This window comes from Ensifer sp. Root954 (genome assembly GCF_001429005.1).
Lineage (GTDB): Bacteria > Pseudomonadota > Alphaproteobacteria > Rhizobiales > Rhizobiaceae > Ensifer > Ensifer adhaerens.
In genome coordinates this window covers 236,102-252,640 of record NZ_LMJM01000014.1, presented here as the reverse complement: position 1 = coordinate 252,640, position 16,539 = coordinate 236,102, and the positions used below count along the sequence as shown (strand labels likewise).

Here is a 16,539-nt window from a genome sequence, read left to right as displayed (position 1 = left end):
GTCGGCGATTGAACAGGCTCGGAGATATTTGCTCAAAATGGTGCACCGCCGAGCAAAACAATACGTGCCTGGAAAGGCATTGAAATTTCTGTTCCTTCAATTGTCGTGCGCCATAAGGGATATTCGCCGCAGCCTGTAGAAGGAATGACCGCAAGACCATGTCGCAGCAGCTCGCCGTTTTCCCCGCATTCTTTCGCGTCGCGCAAAAGCGCGTGGCGGTTTTCGGCAATGGCGACGAAGCCTTTGCCAAGGTGCGGCTGCTGCTGAACACCGAAGCGTCGATCGTCGTCTTCGCCGACGCGCCGGAAGCGGAGTTCGCACAATACCTTCGTGACCGTGGGATCGAACATGTCGCGGCCGCCTTCGCACCCGAGCAGCTCGACGGCGCTATTCTCGTTTTTGCCGCCACCGGCAATGCCGTCGAGGATCAGCGCATCGTCCGTGCAGCGCGTGAACGCAAGATCCCGGCAAATGCCGTCGACCAGCCCGACTTCTGCGACTTCTTCACGCCGGCGCTCGTGAACCGTGCCCCCGTTGCAGTCGCCATCGGGACCGAAGGGGCAGGACCCGTTCTGGCGCAGATGATCCGTGCGCAGATAGATCAGCTGCTGTCCCCCTCGCTCGGCGTCGTTGCTTCGCTTGCCGCGAGCTATCGCGAGGCCGTCGATCGCCTGGTGCCGCGCGGCGTTGCCCGCCGCATGTTCTGGCGCCGGTTTTTCCAGGGGCCGGTGGCAGACAAGGTCGCCGGCGGCGATCTGGCTGCTGCCCGCCGTGAGGCTTCGCGTCTGCTCGATGCGCCCGAGAAGGCGAGGGGCCATGTCTGGCTCGTCGGTGCCGGTCCAGGCGCTGAAGACCTGCTGACGCTCCGCGCCCAGCGCGTGATGATGGAAGCCGATGCGATCGTTTATGATGCGCTGGTGCCGCAGACGATCGTTGATATGGGTCGTCGTGACGCCGAGCGCCTGTCGGTCGGCAAGCGCAAGGGCTGCCACACCAAGTACCAAGACGAGATCAACCAGCTGCTGGTGACGCTGGCTGCCGAAGGCAAGCGCGTCGTCCGTCTGAAGTCCGGAGATCCTTTGGTTTATGGCCGCGCCGGCGAAGAGATGGCGGCGATGCGCGAAGCCGGTATCAGCTACGAGATCGTCCCGGGTATCACTTCGGCCTTCGCCGCGGCGGCCGATTTTGAACTGCCGCTGACGCTTCGCGGTGTTGCCTCCTCGCTGGTCTTTACGACCGGCCACGATCTGACCGGCGAAGTCCTGCCCGATTGGGCGCGGCTTGCCGTCTCGGGCGCAACGATCGCCGTCTACATGGGGCGCACTGTTGCGGCGTCGGTCGCCGGTCGTCTGATGCAGGCAGGTCTTCCGCCGGAAACGACGGTTGCCGTTATCGAGAATGCCAGCCGCGCCGATCGTCGTCTGCTGCACGGCACGCTGAAGGACCTTCCGGATCTTGAAAACCGCAGCGAGCTTGCAGGTCCGGTGATGGTCATAATCGGCGAAGCCGTCGCCGGCGCCAATTTCGAGCGGTCCGAACCGCTCGTCGCAGGCAAGGCGCGTGGCGAGAAGAAAAACATTGAAGCCGCTTTCGGGCGCGACGAACAGATTTTGAACTGAGGAAGAGGTCATGGTGAGCAAGGTTTTGACGGCAAATCGACTTTCGGACGGCATTTCCGTCTGGCTGGATGCCGCGGGCAACTGGGTCGAGCAGCTTCAGGATGCCTTCATCGCTCGCCACGCCGAGGCCGTGACGGCGCTCGAAGCCACCGGCAAGCGGGCGTTCGATGACAACAAGGTCGTCGATGCCAACGTCGTCGACGTCGAAGAGATCAACGGCACACTTCGCCCGCTACGCATGCGCGAGCGCATCCGCGCTGAAGGCCCCTCGATCCCCTACGCTGCCGGCTACAATGGCCTTTCCGGCCCGAAACACGCTGCCTGAGGAACCGATACCCGATGTACCGTTACGATGAATTCGACCACGCCTTCGTTTCCTCCCGCGTCGAACAGTTCCGCGATCAGGTCGAGCGGCGACTGAGTGGCGAGCTTGCCGAAGACGCCTTCAAGCCGCTGCGCCTGATGAACGGCGTCTACCTGCAGCTTCACGCCTATATGCTGCGCGTCGCCATTCCCTATGGCACGCTGTCGAGCCGCCAGATGCGCATGCTCGCCCATATCGCGCGCAAATATGACCGCGGCTACGGCCACTTCACCACGCGCCAGAACATCCAGTACAACTGGCCGCGTCTGTCCGACACGCCGGATATCTTGCAAGAGCTCGCAAGCGTCGAGATGCATGCGCTCCAGACCTCGGGCAACTGCATTCGCAATGTGACCGCCGATCACTTTGCCGGCGCGGCCGCCGATGAGGTCGCAGACCCAAGGCCTTACGCCGAGATCTTGAGACAGTGGTCGAGCGTACATCCGGAATTCTCGTTCCTGCCGCGCAAGTTCAAGATCGCCGTCACTGGCGCTGAGCGCGACCGCGCCGCAATCCAGGTCCATGATATCGGTCTGCACCTGAAGAAGGACGAAAACGGCCGCATCGGCTTTGCCGTCTATGTCGGCGGTGGTCAGGGCCGCACGCCGATGATCGCCAAGAAGATCCGCGACTTCCTGCCGGAGGAGGACCTGTTGTCCTACACGACGGCGATCATGCGCGTGTACAACCTGCACGGCCGCCGCGACAACAAGTACAAGGCCCGCATCAAGATCCTCGTACACGAGACCGGCGCCGAAGAATTGTCGCGTCAGGTCGAAGTCGAGTTCGCGGCCCTCAAGGACACCGAGCTGAAGCTGCCGGAGACCGACATCCAGGCGATCTCCACCTATTTTGCGCCACCGGCCCTCGAAAACCGTGCTGAAGGCTGGGAGAGCCTCGCGCGCTGGAAGAAGACCGATCCCGAGTTTGCCCGTTGGGTGCAGCAGAATGTGCAGCCGCACAAGCACCCGGACTACGGCATGGTGACGATCTCGCTGAAGCCGATCGGCGGCATTCCGGGCGACGCCAGCGACGCGCAGATGGATGCCGTTGCCGATATTGCCGAGGAATACGCCTTCGACGAAATCCGAGTCAGCCACGAACAGAACCTGATCCTGCCGCATGTGGCGCTGGCCGATCTCGAGCCGGTCTACCGCGCGCTGGTCGCCTCAGGTCTTGCCACTGCCAATGCCGGCCTGATCACGGATATCATCGCCTGTCCTGGGCTGGACTACTGCGCACTTGCCAATGCGCGCTCCATCCCCGTGGCGCAGGAAATTTCGACCCGCTTCGGTTCGCCCGAGCGTCAGGCCGAGATCGGTGAGTTGAAGATCAAGATCTCCGGCTGCATCAATGCCTGCGGTCATCACCATGTCGGCCATATCGGGCTGCTTGGCGTTGAAAAGAAGGGTGCGGAACTCTATCAGATTACGCTTGGTGGCTCCGGCGACGAGAACACCTCGATCGGCGAGATCATCGGCCGCGGCTTCGAACCCGAGAAGGTGACCGACGCCGTCGAGACCATCGTCGACACCTACTTGGGACTGCGCCGCGACGGTCAAGAGACCTTCCTCGAGGCCTATCGCCGCGTCGGCCCCCAACCCTTCAAGGATGCGCTCTACGGCAGCGCGCAGGAAGCTGCCTGAGGCGCTGAGGAACGGAAATGACGAAAATCTGGAAGGAAACCGGTTTCGTGGGCGATGATCCCTGGGTCATCGAGACGGAGGAAACCAAGGCAGGCTCGAACGAGAAGGCGATCGTCGGTCTCGACGCGTTCCTGGCCAAGGTTGCAGACAGCGACGAAACCGGTCTTGGCGTGGTCATCGCGCCGGCAGACGACGTGACGAAGCTCGCACCACACCTTGATCGCCTTGCGCTGGTAGCCGTCGCGTTCCCGGCGTTCAATGACGGCCGCGCCTTCAGCCATGCGTCGCTGCTGCGCGCGCGGCTTGGTTTTACCGGCGAGGTGAGGGCGGTCGGCGACGTGCTGATCGACCAGATCCCGCTGATGCTGCGCTGTGGCGTCGAAAGCTTCGCTGTCAGCAATGCGACAGCGCTGAAGCGTTTGTCCGAAGGACGCCTGCCGGGCATTGCTGTGCACTACCAGCCGACCGCCAAGCCTTCGACTGATGCTAAATCCTATAGCTGGCGCCGGGTGTCATAGGGTAGGGTTGGCCGCGACAGTGTGAAGCACGCCGAAATCCCCAAAAGCGACTATATTTGGAAGAGATTTCCTTTCAACAAGGCGCAGCTTGGAATATCGGCTTATTGTTGATAGACAGGGTCATCATTTACAGGACTTGTAGCTAAGATGAATGCTCCGGCAAAAACGGAAGATTTCGCGATCCAGGCACCGGCAGGCGTCTACGTCGAGACGGTGACCAGCGTTGAACACTATACGGATCGGCTCTTCCGCTTCCGCATGACCCGCCCTGCCGAATTCCGCTTCCGCTCGGGCGAATTCGCGATGATCGGCCTGATGGTCGGCGACAAGCCGGTCTATCGCGCCTATTCGATCGCTAGCCCCGCCTGGGACGAAGAACTCGAGTTCTTCTCGATCAAGGTGCCGGATGGCCCGCTGACCTCGCACCTGCAGGGGATCAAGCCGGGCGACAAGGTGCTGATGCGCAAGAAGCCAACCGGTACGCTGGTGCTCGACGCGCTCGTTCCCGGGCGCCGTCTCTACATGTTCTCGACCGGCACCGGCATTGCGCCCTTCGCAAGCCTGATCCGCGATCCCGAGACCTATGAAAAGTTCGAGGAAGTGATCCTCACCCATACCTGCCGCGATGTTGCCGAACTGAAATACGGCTTCGATCTCGTCGAGGAAATCCGGAACCACGAGTTCCTGAACGAGATTGTCGGGGACAAGCTGCGCCACTACGCGACGGTGACCCGCGAAGACTTCCCGTTCAAGGGCCGCATTACCGACCTGATGGTAAACGGCAAGTTCTTCTCCGATCTCGGCCTGCCGCCGCTCGATCCGGCGGTCGATCGCGGCATGATCTGCGGCTCGACCGCGATGCTGAAGGACACCAAGGAAATCCTCGAGGCCGCTGGTCTCACCGAAGGTGCCAACAACAAGCCGGCCGAATTCGTGATCGAACGCGCCTTCGTCGGCTGACCCTTTTTTGTGCAGTTTATCGTTCGAGGGGCGCGCCAAGGGTGCGCCCCTCGTCGTTTAAGGCGAAATGCCATCGAGCTATGCGTCGGCGGTAGTTCCGCCTTGCCCATTCTGCGTACCGCCCTGCGGTCCGAGCGGCTATCGTGCTCCTGCAAATCTTCATAGCGTGCGCACGCAGACATGCGAAAATAAGCGCACGACGAACCAAGCCCGCGCCGTCCTGATATGAGCCTCGTGGGCCATTTCTGGGAGTGCCCGATGAGTCATGTTCCGCCAACCGACCTGGAAGCCAGGATCCGCTGCAAATCGCTGCGTGATCGCATCGCTACGCCGGAAGAGGCGGCCGGGCTGATCAAGGACGGCATGACCATCGGCATGAGCGGCTTCACCAAGGCCGGTGACGCGAAGGCCGTGCCGCTTGCCATGGCCGAACGGGCCGCACGGGAGAAGTTTCGCATCACGCTGATGACGGGCGCCTCGCTCGGTCATGACATCGACAAGACGCTGACAGAGGCCGGTGTTCTTGCCCGGCGCCTGCCGTTCCAGTCGGACCCGGTTCTGCGAGCGGCGATCAACCGCGGCGAGGTGATGTTCATCGATCAGCACCTCTCGGAAACCGTCGAGCAGTTGCGGTCCGGCCAGATCAGCCCGATCGACTATGCGGTGGTCGAGGCGGTGGCGATCACCGAAGACGGCGGCATCGTTCCGTCGACATCGGTCGGCAATTCGGCAAGCTTCGCGATCCTGGCGAAGAAGGTGATCGTCGAGCTCAATCTCAGCCACAGTCCCGAACTCGAAGGCCTGCACGATATCTTCATTCCGGCGAAGCGACCGAGCCGCACGCCGATCCCGGTCGTTGCCTGCGATAGCCGTGCGGGCTCGCCCTACATTCCTGTCGATCCGGAAAAGATCGTCGCAATCGTCGTCACCGAGAAAGAGGACAGCGCCGCACGGATCTCTCCGCCGGATGCGGAGACGACGGCGATCGCCGGCCACCTGATCGCCTTCTTGCAGGAGGAGGTGCGCAAGGGCCGCCTCGACATGACTCTCAACCCGCTGCAGGCGGGCATCGGCGTCATCGCCAATTCGGTGCTGAGCGGCCTGGTCGACAGTCCGTTCCATGATCTGCGTATGTATAGCGAGGTGCTGCAAGACAGTACGTTCGAGCTTTTCGAGGCCGGCAAGCTGAGCTTCGCCTCGGCCTCGTCGATGACGCTTTCCAGCGCCTGGGCTGATCGCGTGTTCCGCAACATCCGCGCCTACAAGGACAAGCTGGTGCTGCGGCCGCAGGAGGTGAGCAATCATCCGGAGATCATTCGGCGCCTCGGTGTCATCGGCATCAACACGGCGCTCGAATTCGATATCTACGGCAACGTCAACTCGACCCATGTCGGCGGTACCGACATGATGAACGGTATCGGCGGCTCCGGCGATTTCGCCCGCAACGCCTTCCTGTCGATCTTCGTCGCCAAGTCGGTTGCCAAGGGCGGGGCGATATCGTCTGTCGTGCCGATGGTGTCCCATGTCGACCACACGGAGCACGACGTCGATATTCTGGTGACCGAGCATGGTCTTGCAGATCTGCGCGGCCTGGCGCCGCGGGAGCGCGCACCCGTCATCATCGAAAACTGCTGCCACCCGGCCTATCGGGAGCTTTTGTCGGATTACTTCAATCGTGCGGTCGCCACCCGTGGCGGACAGACCCCGCATATTCTGGAAGAGGCTTTCGACTGGCATGTGCGCCGGCTGAAGACCGGCAGCATGATGCCGACGGCCTGAAGTGTGTTGAAGAAACAACCGTGAAAGCAATCGCTTGCCGTTGTTTCTTCTCGTGCAGGCAAGGTTTCTTCAGGCGTCTGATAGATAGCTCATCAGGTCCGCCATCGCGGCCGACGCGCCTTCAGCGTCGGCCCGCTCGATCGCATCGATCACCGTGACATGGCGGCGGACCGATCCGGCCATCTTTTCAGGCGAGGACGAAGCAAACCAGATGCGGCGCGCATGTGTCTGCAGCGGGGCAAGTGCTGCGGTCAGGAACCGGTTGGGGCAGGCTTCTTCCATCAGTTCGTCGAACACCTTGTCGGCGACGAGAAAACCCTCCATTTCGCCCGCATCAAGACAGGTGGCCATCTCCGCACCGCAAGCTTTCATCGCGCTTCGCTCCTCGGCGCCTGCGTGCGTTGCGACGAGGGCGGCGGCAAGCGGCTCCAGCTTCTGGCGCGTCTGCATGACATGCACCTGGTCGTCCGGCCGGATCGTGGTGATTTGCAAGCCGACACGGGGACGGATATCCATGAGACCCTGCCACGCCAGCTTCTGGATCGCCTCGCGAACCGGTGTTCGCCCGAGCCCGGCAAGTTCGATCAACTGTTTCTCGGTGACCAGGGCGCCGGGCTCGAGCTTCAGAGTGACGATCAGGCGTTCGAGCGCGAGATAGGCGAGGTGAGCCTGGGATTGCGGTGACATGCCGTTCCTTTGGTTCTGATATATCAGTAGCTTGCACGATTTCCTGCAACCAGGCAAGCGCGTCGATTGCCTGGATTTGAGCAGGTCAAAGGGGGTGGTTTGCCCGTGTGGGCACTAAAATAAGCGAATGCTTAAAAAATACGAATTTCAAAGGCATGAATAAACCAACCTCATAGGACGTTTCCAATAGGAATCGTGTTGACGAACCGGGAGGTGCTTGCCACTCTCCCAACAAAGGCCCCCGCGTGAAAGAGGCGCGTGGGCCGTTGCGGCAAGAACCTGGTTGCATGTTTCCTTGGTCGCTAGGGGTCGAAGGCAACAGGCACAAGGCAAGGCAACAACCGTCAGCCATCGGCGTTGAGGGGCGCAAGATGCAAGTGGGCGCGTTTCTGGTCTGGTCCTTGATGGCATTTGCGGCGCTGCTGGCCGTACCCGCAGTCAGTCACACCAATGCATTGACGACATTCTCGCTGATGGCGTCGTCGGCGGCCTTTGTCGGCATGGCGGTCGCGCAGTTCATGGCCGCGCGCCCGCCGTTCGTCGAGGCTCTCTTCGGGGGGCTCGACCGTGTCTATCATTTTCATCGCAGGATAGGCATCTCGGTGCTGTGCCTCATCCTCGTGCACTATTTCCTGAGACCAGACTTCAAGGGCCTGGCGCTGACGAGCGGTCTGAACCAGCTTGCTGCATCCGCCGGCAAATATGCCTTCTACGGTTTCGTCGTGCTGCTCGTTCTCAGTATCGTCAAGATCATACCGCGGACGAAGATCGAGATCCCCTACCATCTGTGGCGCTACACGCACCGCTTCATTGGCCTGCTCTTCGTGATGGTCGCCTTCCATCAGATGTTCATCAAGCGCCCCTATGACGGTACCGCGCTTCTGGCGGTCTACCTCAACGCCTTCGCAGCACTTGGCATCCTGAGCTACACCTATACCCAGCTGCTGCCCTGGCTCCGAACCCGCGGCTACGAAGTCTTCGATGTCGCCCGGGAGGACGGGGCGACGGTGATTGCGGCGCGGCCGCTGCGCCGTGCCTTGCGCGCCAAGCCCGGGCAGTTCGGTTTTCTGCGGGTGCTGAAGCCTGGGCTGCGCGAGCCGCATCCGTTTACGATCGCTGGTATCGAGCCCGACGGGGTCGTGCGCTTCGCGATCAAGCCGCTTGGCGACTACACCCAGGCCCTGCGCGACGGAATCGCTGTCGGCGACCGGTTGAAGCTCGAGGGTGGCTATGGCCGCTTCAACCACCGCCGTGGCGGCAAGAAGCAGATCTGGCTCGCCGGCGGCATCGGCGTTACACCGTTCCTGGCGATGGCGCGGCATCTCAATGGCGACGAGGGGCAGGACATCCACATGGTCTATTGCGTGCGCGACCGGCGCGAGGCGATCGGGCTGGAGACCTTCGAGGGGCAGGCCGGAAAGCTCGGCAACTTCACTTTTGTCCTGCACGATTCCTCCGTGGACGGGCGCCTGGATGCGGCCAAACTCGCGAACGGCAGCGCGATCGATCCGGCGGAAGCCGATCTCTGGTTTTGCGGCCCGCCACCTCTCAGGGAGGCGATCGTCAAGGGCCTGAAAGATCTCGGCAAGCGGCCGAAGCGGGTTGAATTCGAGCGATTTCAGTTTCGATAGTGCAGCGGATTTCAGTAGCGATTCTATTGTTTTAGGGAGTGGGTTTCATGCGCGGTCTGCAGAGAAAGCGAGAAGGCGCCTCGTCATTGTCCGGTCTTGGCAGCGGATATTGGGCCGTTTCATTCGCGGCGCTGGTCGCAGTCTCGCTCTGTCCCGCGGGTGCCTCGGCGCGCGATGCCTTCGCTGAGGATGCCTTCTCCACCTACAAGGCCAATGTCGACAACGGCAAATACATGTTCAACGCCGCAGGCTGCGGCGCCTGCCACGGCTCCGGCGACAACACCGAACTGCTCTCCGGCGGCATGGAGATGAAGACGGCGATCGGCACCTTCTATGGGCCGAACATTTCGCCGCACGCCAATGGCATCGGCGGCTGGACCAATGCGCAGTTTCTGAATGCGGTTCTGGTCGGTCTCGATCGGGAGGGCAACAACCTCTATCCGGTTATGCCCTACACCTCCTATGGCGGCATGAAGCCGGAGGATGCGCTCGACATCAAAGCCTATATCGAGACGTTGCCCGAGGCGGATGCAGTGTCGAAAGAGGATGAGATTGCTTTTCCGTTCAGTCGCCAGACGACGATCACGCTCTGGAAGCGCAGCCACTTCACGGTGCCGGCCTACCAGCCGCGCGAGGAGACGCAAGCCGAGCGCGGCCGCTATCTGGTCGAGAATGTCGGCGGCTGCGGCGATTGCCACACACCGCGCACCACAACCTATGGGCTCGACCTGGAGCGCGCCTATGAGGGCGAAAAGGATTTGAGCGGCGCGGTCGCGCCCGACATCAGCAAGACGAAGATGGCCGGTCTTGCCTCGCCCGACGTTTTCACCAGGGGCCTGATTGAGGAAGGCAAGAAGCTCTCGGGCGCGCCGATCAGCGATCCGGTGATGCGGCGTATAGCCAAGGGACTGAGCGTTCTTTCTGACGACGATCGCCGCGCGATCTATGCCTTCCTTGCCGATCGTGAAGTGAAGGCCCCCGCGCCGGTGGCGCAGTCGGTCACGGCCGTCTGCAAGGAGAATACGGCGACTGAAGCGCTGGGCGGCGGCAATGCGGCGCTGGCGCAGCAGGCAGATGCCTTCATCGGCAGATACTGCCGCAACTGTCACGGGCCGGGCGAAAGTTCGCAGGGGAGCTACCCGGCGGGCGAACTCGCCTCGATTGCCGCCGACGCAAACTTCGTGACCCCCGGAGATGCCTCGAAGTCACGGCTCTACGCGACTGTCGTCAGCGGCCGCATGCCGCTTGGCAAGCGCCCCTCTGCCGAAGAGATCAAGGTGCTGGAAGACTGGATCAACGCACTGAACGAAAAGAGCCTGCCGCAGGCGGTGGCCGCAAAACCGGCGCGCGCCCGCCCGATGTTGGGTTATGGCCAGTTCGTCGATGCGGCGCTGAAGGACATCGAGACGGTCAGCGCCCTCGACCGCCCCTACATGCGCTACTTTTCCTATCGCGACCAGTACAACGGCATGATGGGCTGCGAGGACGACCAGACCTTCATGAAGCGCATGGACGTGCTTGCCGGCGGCTTCACGAAGCTGCTGAATTCGCTGTCCTACGGGCCAAAGCTGGTGCTTCCGACAGAGGTCGACGGCACCAATGGCTTGCTGGTTCGCGTCGATCTGCGCGAACTGCAATGGGACGCGGCGGACTATGACTTCCTGATCAAGCGCTATTTCTATGGGATTGATCCCGAGAGCGACGCGTCGCTTTCGGCCCTTTCGAAGGAAACGGCGACGCAACTGCCGATCATGCGGGTCGACTGGTTCATGAGCAACGGCGCGCGCCCGGAGATCTACAACCGGCTGATGAAGTTGCCGACCGAGATCGCCGAACTCGAAAAGCGCTTCAAGATCGACGTGGCCGGCAACATTCGCAGGCGCGATGTGTTGCGGGCCGGTTTCGCCGACGGCTCGTCCGGGGTTTCCGACCACAACCGCATGCTCGAACGGCACGACATGCCGTTCGGCGGCTACTACTGGAAGTCCTATGATTTCGGCGGCGACGTCGGCAAGCAGGTGCTGAAGCGCTTCCCGCACGGGCCTCGGGAATTGGCACCGCTCGACGCGGGCCTCGTGCCCTTCGAGCACGACGGCGGCGAAATGATCTTCTCGTTGCCGAACGGCCTGCAGGGCTACTACCTCTCGACGTCAGCAGGAAAGCAGCTTGATGTCGGGCCGACCACCATCGTGTCCTTCCGCAAGCGCCCGATCGGCAAGGGCGTCGAGATCATCAACGCGCGATCCTGTGTCGATTGCCACGCCGATGGCATCCTTTCGAAACGCGATCAGCTGCGCGAGCAGATCGAGACGTCGACGCTGTTCAGCAAGGACCAACAGGACGTGCTGCTTGCCATGTATGTGAAGCAGGAGGAACTGGACGAAACCTATCGCAAGGACCGCGAGCGCTTCGTCAACGCGTTGAAGGTGCTCGGCATCACCGAGCCGACGCCTGATGGGGGCCTCCAGAGCAAGCATGCGCCGGGCGAGGCGGAGCTCATCACCTACTTTGCCGACAAGTACGAAGACGAGCTCGACTTCGATGCCCTGGCGGCCGAGTTTGACATGACGCCCAAGCAATTCTCAGAAGCGATCAAGCGGGTGACGAACACCGATGTCCTGCGCCTCGGGCTCGACTGGGTGACGACGCTGGAAGCGGGCGGAACCATTCCGCGCAACGAGGTCGAGCAACAATATGCATTGCTGATGGCGCCGCTCACCCAGCGCCGTCCGCTCGACACGACGGCGATCGTCATTGCCGGTTCCGAGCCGATGGTGGACGACAGGCCGCAGTCGATCGCAGCCGCCGTGCCGGACTATCGCAAGGAGGATGCGGGGACTGGCCACAAGCTCGAGCTGGCCCTGAACGTGAAGTCGACGACGGCGAAGGTTGGCGACGAGCTTTCCTTCGAACTCAGCGCCAACCAGGCCTGCGAGCTGCAAATCCTCTATGTCGAGGAGAACGGCAACGTCGAGGTCATCCCGGACGTGATGATCGGCAACACCACGCTTAAGCCGGGCGAGCGGCGCCTGATCCCGCAGCCGGGCACGGGCACGCTCACCTTCGACACACCTGCGCCCGCCGAAACGATGCTGGCCTTCTGCCGTGCCGGCGGGCTCGGTGACCAGAAGCTGACGGTGGAGAAGGCACGCCAATATGTCGCGACGTCGCGGTTGCCGCCGACACGGGGACTGGCGATCAACCTGGCCAAGCGGGCGCAGGGTGACGCGGGTGCCAGCAGTGTTCAGATGGTGACGTTCGAGATCAAGGATTGATGGTCGAGTCATGGTTCAGCTACGAGCATTTCTCCTCGCTTCGGCGGTTCTGGCGGTCTTCACCGCGCCGGTCATGGCCTGCGACGGTCTTCGCCTGGCCTCCGAGGCGCTGAACCGCGCCGACGAGGCCGGCACTAAGGTGGCGGCCGACCCCGTAAACATGAAGGGTTGCTCGGCGACCGAGATCGCGCTCACCCGGCGCATCGCGGCGCTCGCAACCTTCAACCGGGTTGCAGCGGCAGTGGGGCAAGGCGCGAAGCTTGAAACCTTCGAAGCGGAACTGACGGCCGCAAGCCGCGACGCCGGCGGCCCCTGGCAGATCCTCGATGCGCTCGGCGACATCAAGCGCGAGCGCAAGGATTACGACGCCGCGGCGACCTCCTATCAGCAGGCGCTGGAAGATGCGGCAAACGAGGAACTGACGCCCGATTGGATGGCGCCGGACAAGGCCTATATCGAACGGCTGGACCGCCTGGCTTCGGAAATGCGGCTCGCTGCAACCAAGCCGGTCAAGCTCGCCGCGCGCGGTGCCTGCAAGTTCTCCTATCGCGGTGTTTCGATCCGGAAGAAGGCGACGCCGGTGCGCTACGTCTTCGGCACGGCCGAGTTTACGCCCGAAGGCCTCGAGTCGGCCAGGGACCTGTTCGAGTGCCTGAAGTCGGCAAAGCCGGCCGCGATCACCCTGATCGGTCACACCGATCCGGTAGGTACCCCCGAGGCGAACATGGCGCTCTCGCTCGCCCGTGCAAAAGCGTTGGCTCAATACCTCGTCGACGCCGGTTATCCCGGCACCTGGACAGTCGTCGGCAGGGGCGAGGACGAACCGTTCAAACCCGATGATCCGACCGCCTATAGCGAGGAGATGTTGCACCAGCTCGACCGGCGCGTGGATGTGGATGTGGGGAAATGACAGTGCTGTGCAGAACCCTGCTTGCGATGAGCTTGCTCGCATTGCCGGTGGCCCCGGCGATGGCCTCGACCTCGGCGCTGGTCGTCGGGGTGGACAAGTATCCGCACGAAGTAAGCCTCGATGGTGCCGTCCGCGATGCGCAAGACGTCACGCAGGCGCTGAAGGCGGCGGATGTCGCCCCGATCCGCCAATTCATCAATGAACAGGCGACCAAGGATGCAATCCGTGCAGCCTGGGTCGAGCTCGTGGCGGCCGCTGAGCGCGGCGATACGATCGTCTTCACCTATGCCGGGCACGGCGCGCAGATGCCGGAGCTGGTCGCCGGCAGTGAGGAGGACGGGCTCGACGAATTCCTGGAGTTGCCGGGCTTCGACCGGGCGCGTGCTGAGGGGACGGCGAGCGAAATCATCGTCGACAACGAGCTCAGTGCCTGGTTCGCGGAGGCGGAAGCCAAGGGCATTTATGTCCTGTTCGTCTCGGACAGCTGTTATTCAGGCGGCATGAACCGCTCGATCTCCGGCAAGACGCGGCTGGCGCCGATGGTGCGCGCCAAGCTGCCGCCGCCATCCAAGGAGGCGCTGTCCGGCGCCAAGGTGAGGGACGTAGAGCTGTCGCAGGTGACGATCCTCGCCGCATCGCTTGAAAGCCAGCCGACGCCGGAAGTGGTGATCGGCGGCGAGCCCCGCGGCGCCCTGAGCTGGAGTTTTGCCCGTGCATTGGAAGGTGCCGCCGATCGCGATGGCGACGGGCGGATTTCGCGGGTCGAACTCGAAGACTACGTGTTTTCCAACGTCAAGCTGCAGTCGGAAGCCCTGCAGGTGCCGAACTTCACGCCACAACTGGCGCGCTCCGACAAGGAAATCGTGCTGTCCCTGCCGCGCAGCGCCAAGGTCGGCGTGGCGCCAACAGTGAGCGGCACGAAGCATGCACTGAAGTCGCCGCGCGAAACCGGATGGACGGGCAAGTTGCCATTAAGCGTCGTCGGTGACATGCCTGATCTTGCCAATATCGGTGGCGACGGCGTGCCCTACCGGTGGGAGGCGGCATCCGGTGTCTTCTATACGCCGAACGGGGACGTCGCCGCGGAACATGTCGCGCCCAAAAGGCTCCAGGGCGTGGTCGACAAATTCATCCTGGTGGATTTTCTGAAAGCACTTGCGGCGCAGAGCCCGGGAGCCGTTTCGCTGAAGCCCGTCAAGGACATCTACTTTGCCGGCGACCGCCTGAACGTCGAGGCGCCGCAGGGCGGCTATGCCAACATGCTGGTCTTCAACCTCGCCAACACAGGCGAAGCGCAACTGCTCGACGTGCAGATTGCCGGCAGCGAAAGCCATGCCTTCAAGCTGCGTGACCTGGAGGTGGTCAAGCCCTTCGGTGCGGACCATCTGGTCGTCATCGCGACCAATGCGCCTGTCGACGCGATCGCGGCCGCCTTTGCCAATTCGGACCTCGACGCAGCGGCCTTGCTGCGCTTGCTCGAAACGCGCCTGGAAGGGAGTGAGAGTACGATCGCGGTTCAACCGCTTTACACGAGAGGTCAGGGCCAATGAGCATGGGCGCCAGATCGCGGCTGTCGTTCCTTCACGCCCTTGCGTGTTTCATGCTGCTGGCTGCGCCTGCGGTCGCCGGAGATCGGGCTTTACTGATCGGGGTCGGCAACTATCAGAACCTGCCGACGGAGTTTTCCCTGCCCGGGCCGGCGAACGATCTGGTCGCGATGCAAAGGCTGCTCACGGAACGGCTCGGCTTCGACAGTGCCTCGATCCGCGTGCTGAAGGATGGGCAGGCGACCAGAGCTGAAATCCTGTCATCCATGAACGGCTGGCTTGTCGATGCGACGAAGCCCGGCGATCGCGTCTATCTCTATTTTTCAGGCCACGGCCTGCAGGTGAAGGATGCGGATGGCGACGAAGCGGATGGGCTGGATGAAGCGATCGCACCTGCCGACATTGCCGCCGGTGAAACGGACTGGCAAGGCGCTGTCCTCGACGACGAGATCGATGCGGTGCTGGAGCGCCTGAAGGGGCGCGCTGTGACGGTCGTGATCGACGCCTGTCACTCCGGCACGATCTCCCGGTCGCTGTCCGAGGACATCAAAAAGCCTATCGACGGCGCCCGCTTTCTCCCGCGTCCCGATGCCAAGCCGGTCGAGCAAGCGCTGACCCGCGGCCTTAGGATCGATCTTGCCCTCGTCGACAAGCCGAAGCTCGTCGATGCCGGGGTGACCGCCTGGAGTGCGGCGGCGCCCTATCAGGTCGCCTGGGACGATGTCCGGTTACCGACAGCGGATCGGCACGGGGTCTTCACCGCAGCCTTCGTCGCCGGCCAGACCGGCGACGCTGCCGATGGCAATGGCAACGGATTGACGAGCAACGCCGAGCTTCTTGGATATGTAAAGGCGCAATCTGCCTCCTACTGCGCCTTGCAGGAGCAATGCGGCAATCTCGACCCGCAGTTGGAAGGCAAACCCGAGGCGCTCGGCGACAGCGCGCTGGTGCCGGAAAAGCGCGATGCGGATGGCAGCGGGCAGGGCGGTAATCAGCACGCCAATGCACCGAATGCAGCGGTGCCGAGCTATCAGGCGGCCAACCCCATCGATGCCGTCGGTGATATCATCGGCAAGAGCGAAGCCGGCGATGTCACGCTCTCTATCGACAAGCCGACCACCATGAAGGCCGGCGAAGTCTTCAAACTGACGGTCAACAGCCACACGGCCGGCAATCTCCTGCTTTTCGATGTCAACAGCCAGGGCAAGGCAACACAGATTTTCCCGAACGAGTTCGCGCAAAAGATCACGACGTTGGCGCCGGACGTGCCGCTGACCTTGCCGGATGAATATTACGGTTTCGATTTCGAGGCCTCGGGCGAGGGCGACGGCATTTTCGTGGCGCTTGTCGTCAGCGATGCTGTCGACTTGAGCGATCTTGCGCCGATATCGCGGGGCCTCAAGGTGGAGGTCGATGCGCGCGAGACCTTGAGCGAGATCATCGCGCGGCTGCAGAAGAACTGGACCGAAGATCTCGACACGCGCGGAATCCATTGGTCAGTCGGCACCCTGCGCTATCGCGTCGAGTAGGATCGATAACGGACAGAACGAAAAAACCCGCCTCGATGAGGCGGGCTTCTTTTTGTGTCGTCTCGTCCGGTCCT

At 62.4% G+C, this 16,539-nt stretch carries 12 protein-coding genes; 11 read left to right on the top strand and 1 reads right to left on the bottom strand.

The annotated features are described in order from the left end of the window. Window positions 1-158 precede the first annotated feature (158 nt). From cysG to ASE71_RS08445, 6 genes are all read left to right on the top strand, one after another. The gene (cysG, locus tag ASE71_RS08470; RefSeq protein ID WP_060516930.1) at window positions 159-1,619 is read left to right on the top strand and encodes a siroheme synthase CysG; all 1,461 of its coding nucleotides are present in this window, start codon (window positions 159-161) and stop codon (window positions 1,617-1,619) included. A gap of 10 nt (window positions 1,620-1,629) precedes the next feature. Then, complete coding sequence (locus ASE71_RS08465; protein ID WP_060516933.1) at window positions 1,630-1,944, top strand: DUF2849 domain-containing protein; 315 nt, start codon at window positions 1,630-1,632, stop codon at window positions 1,942-1,944. Window positions 1,945-1,958: 14 nt separating this feature from the next. Continuing rightward, window positions 1,959-3,629: a nitrite/sulfite reductase gene (locus ASE71_RS08460; RefSeq protein WP_034795728.1), complete on the top strand. Its 1,671-nt coding sequence runs from the start codon at window positions 1,959-1,961 to the stop codon at window positions 3,627-3,629. A 17-nt stretch (window positions 3,630-3,646) separates the two neighbouring features. Next, entirely contained in the window at window positions 3,647-4,147 is a 501-nt protein-coding gene (locus ASE71_RS08455) for a DUF934 domain-containing protein (protein ID WP_034795725.1), read from the top strand. Between the two features lie 147 nt (window positions 4,148-4,294). Beyond that, a complete protein-coding gene (locus ASE71_RS08450; protein ID WP_034795721.1) occupies window positions 4,295-5,107 on the top strand; it encodes a ferredoxin--NADP reductase in 813 nt (270 codons plus the stop codon). 258 nt (window positions 5,108-5,365) lie between these two features. After that, on the top strand, window positions 5,366-6,886 hold the full coding sequence (locus ASE71_RS08445) for an acetyl-CoA hydrolase/transferase family protein (RefSeq protein WP_060517396.1): 1,521 nt from the start codon (window positions 5,366-5,368) through the stop codon (window positions 6,884-6,886). Window positions 6,887-6,955: 69 nt separating this feature from the next. Here ASE71_RS08445 and ASE71_RS08440 read toward each other — a convergent pair whose 3' ends face one another. Continuing rightward, the gene (locus tag ASE71_RS08440) at window positions 6,956-7,573 is read right to left on the bottom strand and encodes a GntR family transcriptional regulator (RefSeq protein WP_060516935.1); all 618 of its coding nucleotides are present in this window, start codon (window positions 7,571-7,573) and stop codon (window positions 6,956-6,958) included. A 371-nt stretch (window positions 7,574-7,944) separates the two neighbouring features. Here ASE71_RS08440 and ASE71_RS08435 point away from each other — a divergent pair, with 371 nt between their 5' ends. The 5 genes from ASE71_RS08435 to ASE71_RS08415 are packed head-to-tail and all read left to right on the top strand — an operon-like array spanning window position 7,945 to window position 16,465. Next, the gene (locus ASE71_RS08435; RefSeq protein WP_060517398.1) at window positions 7,945-9,204 is read left to right on the top strand and encodes a ferric reductase-like transmembrane domain-containing protein; all 1,260 of its coding nucleotides are present in this window, start codon (window positions 7,945-7,947) and stop codon (window positions 9,202-9,204) included. A gap of 47 nt (window positions 9,205-9,251) precedes the next feature. Next, window positions 9,252-12,479: a c-type cytochrome gene (locus ASE71_RS08430; protein ID WP_060539241.1), complete on the top strand. Its 3,228-nt coding sequence runs from the start codon at window positions 9,252-9,254 to the stop codon at window positions 12,477-12,479. Between the two features lie 10 nt (window positions 12,480-12,489). Further along, a complete protein-coding gene (locus ASE71_RS08425) occupies window positions 12,490-13,389 on the top strand; it encodes an OmpA family protein (RefSeq protein ID WP_060516939.1) in 900 nt (299 codons plus the stop codon). A gap of 2 nt (window positions 13,390-13,391) precedes the next feature. Then, the gene (locus ASE71_RS08420) at window positions 13,392-14,939 is read left to right on the top strand and encodes a caspase family protein (protein WP_162251814.1); all 1,548 of its coding nucleotides are present in this window, start codon (window positions 13,392-13,394) and stop codon (window positions 14,937-14,939) included. Window positions 14,940-14,941: 2 nt separating this feature from the next. Further along, window positions 14,942-16,465 (top strand): caspase family protein, encoded by a 1,524-nt coding sequence (locus ASE71_RS08415; protein ID WP_060516943.1) that lies wholly within the window; start codon window positions 14,942-14,944, stop codon window positions 16,463-16,465. The last annotated feature ends 74 nt before the right edge of the window (window positions 16,466-16,539 follow it).

Bases quoted from the DNA above. Each gene is read 5' to 3' on its own strand.
- cysG (WP_060516930.1), top strand. From the start codon at position 159: ATGTCGCAGCAGCTCGCCGTTTTCCCCGCATTCTTTCGCGTCGCGCAA.
- ASE71_RS08465 (WP_060516933.1), top strand. From the start codon at position 1,630: ATGGTGAGCAAGGTTTTGACGGCAAATCGACTTTCGGACGGCATTTCC.
- ASE71_RS08460 (WP_034795728.1), top strand. From the start codon at position 1,959: ATGTACCGTTACGATGAATTCGACCACGCCTTCGTTTCCTCCCGCGTC.
- ASE71_RS08455 (WP_034795725.1), top strand. From the start codon at position 3,647: ATGACGAAAATCTGGAAGGAAACCGGTTTCGTGGGCGATGATCCCTGG.
- ASE71_RS08450 (WP_034795721.1), top strand. From the start codon at position 4,295: ATGAATGCTCCGGCAAAAACGGAAGATTTCGCGATCCAGGCACCGGCA.
- ASE71_RS08445 (WP_060517396.1), top strand. From the start codon at position 5,366: ATGAGTCATGTTCCGCCAACCGACCTGGAAGCCAGGATCCGCTGCAAA.
- ASE71_RS08440 (WP_060516935.1), bottom strand. From the start codon at position 7,573: ATGTCACCGCAATCCCAGGCTCACCTCGCCTATCTCGCGCTCGAACGC.
- ASE71_RS08435 (WP_060517398.1), top strand. From the start codon at position 7,945: ATGCAAGTGGGCGCGTTTCTGGTCTGGTCCTTGATGGCATTTGCGGCG.
- ASE71_RS08430 (WP_060539241.1), top strand. From the start codon at position 9,252: ATGCGCGGTCTGCAGAGAAAGCGAGAAGGCGCCTCGTCATTGTCCGGT.
- ASE71_RS08425 (WP_060516939.1), top strand. From the start codon at position 12,490: ATGGTTCAGCTACGAGCATTTCTCCTCGCTTCGGCGGTTCTGGCGGTC.
- ASE71_RS08415 (WP_060516943.1), top strand. From the start codon at position 14,942: ATGGGCGCCAGATCGCGGCTGTCGTTCCTTCACGCCCTTGCGTGTTTC.